Source organism: Vibrio sonorensis (genome assembly GCF_001854765.1).
GTDB lineage: Bacteria > Pseudomonadota > Gammaproteobacteria > Enterobacterales > Vibrionaceae > Vibrio > Vibrio sonorensis.
This window is the reverse complement of record NZ_LJJE01000123.1, coordinates 1-3,721: the sequence shown is the minus strand read 5'-3', so window position 1 is coordinate 3,721 and position 3,721 is coordinate 1. Positions and strand designations below refer to the sequence as shown.

Annotated in this window: 3 protein-coding genes and 1 pseudogene; all 4 read left to right on the top strand. The window is 33.6% G+C overall.

Annotation, left to right across the window (positions count from 1 at the left end; genetic code table 11):
• On the top strand, positions 1-178 hold a 178-nt coding region (locus tag BLO31_RS21740), incomplete at its 5' end, for an IS3 family transposase (protein WP_139159084.1).
• 17 nt (positions 179-195) lie between these two features.
• Positions 196-791, top strand: a pseudogene (locus BLO31_RS21735) (IS3 family transposase); the annotation flags it as partial.
• A 589-nt stretch (positions 792-1,380) separates the two neighbouring features.
• Positions 1,381-2,709: an MBOAT family O-acyltransferase gene (locus BLO31_RS21730; protein ID WP_070971887.1), complete on the top strand. Its 1,329-nt coding sequence runs from the start codon at positions 1,381-1,383 to the stop codon at positions 2,707-2,709.
• 121 nt (positions 2,710-2,830) lie between these two features.
• Positions 2,831-3,667, top strand: coding sequence for a DUF1574 domain-containing protein (locus tag BLO31_RS21725; protein WP_070971884.1), 837 nt, complete (start codon positions 2,831-2,833; stop codon positions 3,665-3,667).
• Positions 3,668-3,721: the final 54 nt, after the last annotated feature.

Below are 3,721 nucleotides of genomic sequence, written 5' to 3'. Positions count from 1 at the left end.
ACTCAAAAGAGAAAAAATTAAGCGGAAGGTCTACACCACTAGAGAGGAAGCGCGTAAGGACATCTTCGAATATATTGAGATGTTCTACAACATTAAACGGCGACATGGTTCCAATAATCAGTTGTCGCCAGTAGAGTATGAAAAGCAATATGAAATCAAGTCAAAGAGTGTCTACTGATTTGGTGGCTATTCAGTTTAGTGGTGACCCAACGGATTACATACAAGGTTACAACGAAGCGTAAAAACAGTGACGCAGTCGCTGATAATTTGCTTAATCAGAACTTCAACCCAGTTGCCACTAACCAAATATTGGCAAGTGACGTATTTAAAAACAGGTCTGAATTAGTACAGGTGAAGGCTGGATGTACCTGGCTATTGCAACGGATTTATATTCTAGGCGGATTGCCGGTCGGCACATTGATAAACGCATGATCACAGACTTGGTAAGTAAAGCAATGATAAAGGCTTATAACCTGCGTCAGCCGCCTAAAGGGCAAGTGTTTCACTCTGATAGAGGCTCACAATACGAGTAGATGCGATCGAAATTGTTGGGTAGCTATGGTATCAGAGCCAGTATGGGAGACGTTGGGGCGTGTTGGGATAATACGGTTGTTGAGAGATTCTTTGATAGCTTAAAACATGACTGGTTGTTGAAAGTCACGCAACCAACTCGTGCCCATATGAAAAATGACGTATCAGCGTATATGCGCTATTACAACTTAGAAAGGCCTCATACAGCCAATGGTGATCTATCACCTGTGGAGTATGAGATAAAAAGTGTCCTGATTTAGTTGTGCAGAACACACATAAATATGCAGAGGATTAGATACAACAAGCCCCCGTTGCTGAAGATGATATAGACTTAGATGGGTTTGGCTTTGAGTTTGACTTCGAAAAAACACCATTCTAAGCAATGGCATTTACATATACCTCAACTTCATGCCTCGTCCTGCCGTCAGGCGTATACAACTCAATATAGAAAGCTAAATATGTAAATTAAGTAATTGTAGTAAAAATTCTACCTTAGAAGACCATATTATTTAATAATGGACTATGATGAGTAATTCTGGTTAAATCAGAGTGTTATGGCTGCCTACTCATGAAGGAAGAAATGATATAGTATGTGAAAGTAATAGATAAAGATGCGATGCGTCAAGCGGTCTTCGACTGAATTAAACTCAACTGTAATCGAACAAAAAGGCGTAGTGTTCTCGGGTATCCAAGCGTAGTTAGCTTTGAAAACAAATATCGCTTTCATAAAGTTTTATGTGAAGTTGGAATGGTTGAAGCTAGTCTAGTGTTTTTTTTACCACAATGCATAAACTTTAGTTTGTTTTAATTTTAAATTATGTAATATATTTTTTATTAATAGGATGTTTTGTGCTATTCAATAGTTATGAATTTATATTTTTGTTTTTCCCAATAGCTTTAGCTATGTTCTGTTTAACTAATGGTGATAAATATAAAAAAATCACATTGATAAGTTTAGCTTTTTATTCCTATTGGAATCCCTACTATACGATATTATTAATTGCAAGTATATCCTTTAACTACATTGCAAGTAAATTAATTAGTAATAAATTATCTTTAGCAATATCTATAGCTATAAATATATTGGTTATAGGGTATTATAAATATTTCAACTTTATCATTGATAATATGAATGTAATCCTATCATCAAATTTAAATAACGAATCAATAATATTACCATTAGCTATTTCTTTTTTTACTTTCCAACAGATTGCATATTTAGTTGACAACTACAAAGAAAAGCTAAGCTACGGCTTCTGGGAATATTCTGCATTTGTTTGCTTCTTTCCTCAATTGATCGCCGGGCCAATAGTTCATCATAATCAATTACTACCCCAATTAGAAAAATCAATGGTGAAAATTGATAACTTCTGTGAGGGTTTGTTTCTGTTTTCAGTTGGTTTGTTTAAGAAAGTAGTAATTGCTGATACATTTGGTAGCTATGTCAATGATGGGTTTGATAACTATTCTAACTTAACTTTCATAGAATCTTGGACAACGTCGCTATCTTATACTCTTCAATTATATTTTGATTTTAGCGGTTATTGTGACATGGCAATGGGGCTAGCGCTCGTTTTTGGAGTTAGACTACCTTTGAATTTTAATAGTCCATATAAATCTAGAAATATCCAAGAGTTTTGGAGAAGGTGGCACATAACATTAGGCGCGTTTTTACGAGATTATATATATATACCTTTAGGGGGTAATAGAAAATCGAACATAATCATATCACTCAATTTGATCATAACATTTCTAATTGGTGGGATATGGCATGGAGCTGGTTGGACATTCGCTTTATGGGGGTTAATTCACGGAGTCGCGCTAGTCAATCATAGGTTATGGAAAGTATTCAATATAAGAATCCCAAAATTAGCTTCCATATTAATTACATTTCTTTTTGTTAATGCTTCTTGGGTTATATTTAGATCAGAAAATATGGATATGGCCATTAGTATTTTAACTAAAATGATATCAATTAACGACTATAAAAATACAGACGCTGATAGCACTCTAATACTTCTGATCTTATTTGGCTTGCTATCAGTTTTCTTTATAAGGAACCCGCATGAAAAACCCTTTAAAGCAACGTACATAACGCTAGTGAGCTCAATATTTTTCTTTGTGTCGAGTGTGATATTATTCACAAAAGACAGTGCCTTTCTATATTTTAATTTTTAGTGAAAAAATGAAATCAATTAAATTCATTGGATTGTTTTTTATAATATCTCCAGTAATATACACTTTAGTTCAACTAACTATAACAAATAATTTTTCGTCTATCTTTAATTGGGAATACCCTATGTGGCAAGATGTCAAAGAAAGATCAAAACAATATAATAAAACTATAACGAATGTAATAATTGGTGACTCGCGATCAAAAGCAGGGCTCGTACCTAATTTAATGGGAGAAGACTGGTATAATTATTCTGTCGGTGGCGGAACTCCTATTGAAGGGTATTATACTTTAAAAAGAATTATTGAAAGTGGTAACGAGTTGGATAATTTGATCTTAAGTTATGGTCCATTTCATTTAACCAAAGAAGATACATATTGGCATAGAACTAACAAATTTCATTTCCTATCCCCATTAGATTATATTGAAATATCAAATGTTGCAGATGAGCTTGATGATCCTATCCTTGGCGATGACAGAAGTTGGTATGACTATTGGGTAAAACCAGGTTCATATTTTGGTGACATAAAAAAATCAATATTTAGATTACAAATCAACAGTAATAACAATAAAAAAGTATCTGAAACTATAAATAAGTCCAAAGGCCAATACTTTTTCGGTAGGAAGGAATCTAGTTCGGGAATGAATCAAGAAACGCATATCAAGGTCGGGTTTAAACCTAGCCCATTACTCGATCATTATTTAAAAAAAGCCATTAAACTAGCTCATGAAAACAAGATAGATATATTCTGGGTTACACTTCCTCATAATGAATCTTCCTTTTCAGTAATAGATTCAAATTTCAATAATGGCTTTGATTACTATATCCGAAATCTTAGCAATATTACTCCGTTAACTCTATCTCACTCGCTTCCTGACAGTTGTTTTGGAGATCCTAGTCATCTATTTAATTGCTCTAATACCTTCACTGAAAGTATATATATGAAAATAAAAAAGGATTAATATTCTGATTGTGCGGTACTACAGTCGAGATTTAAAAATAAGTTTCGGCTGTAT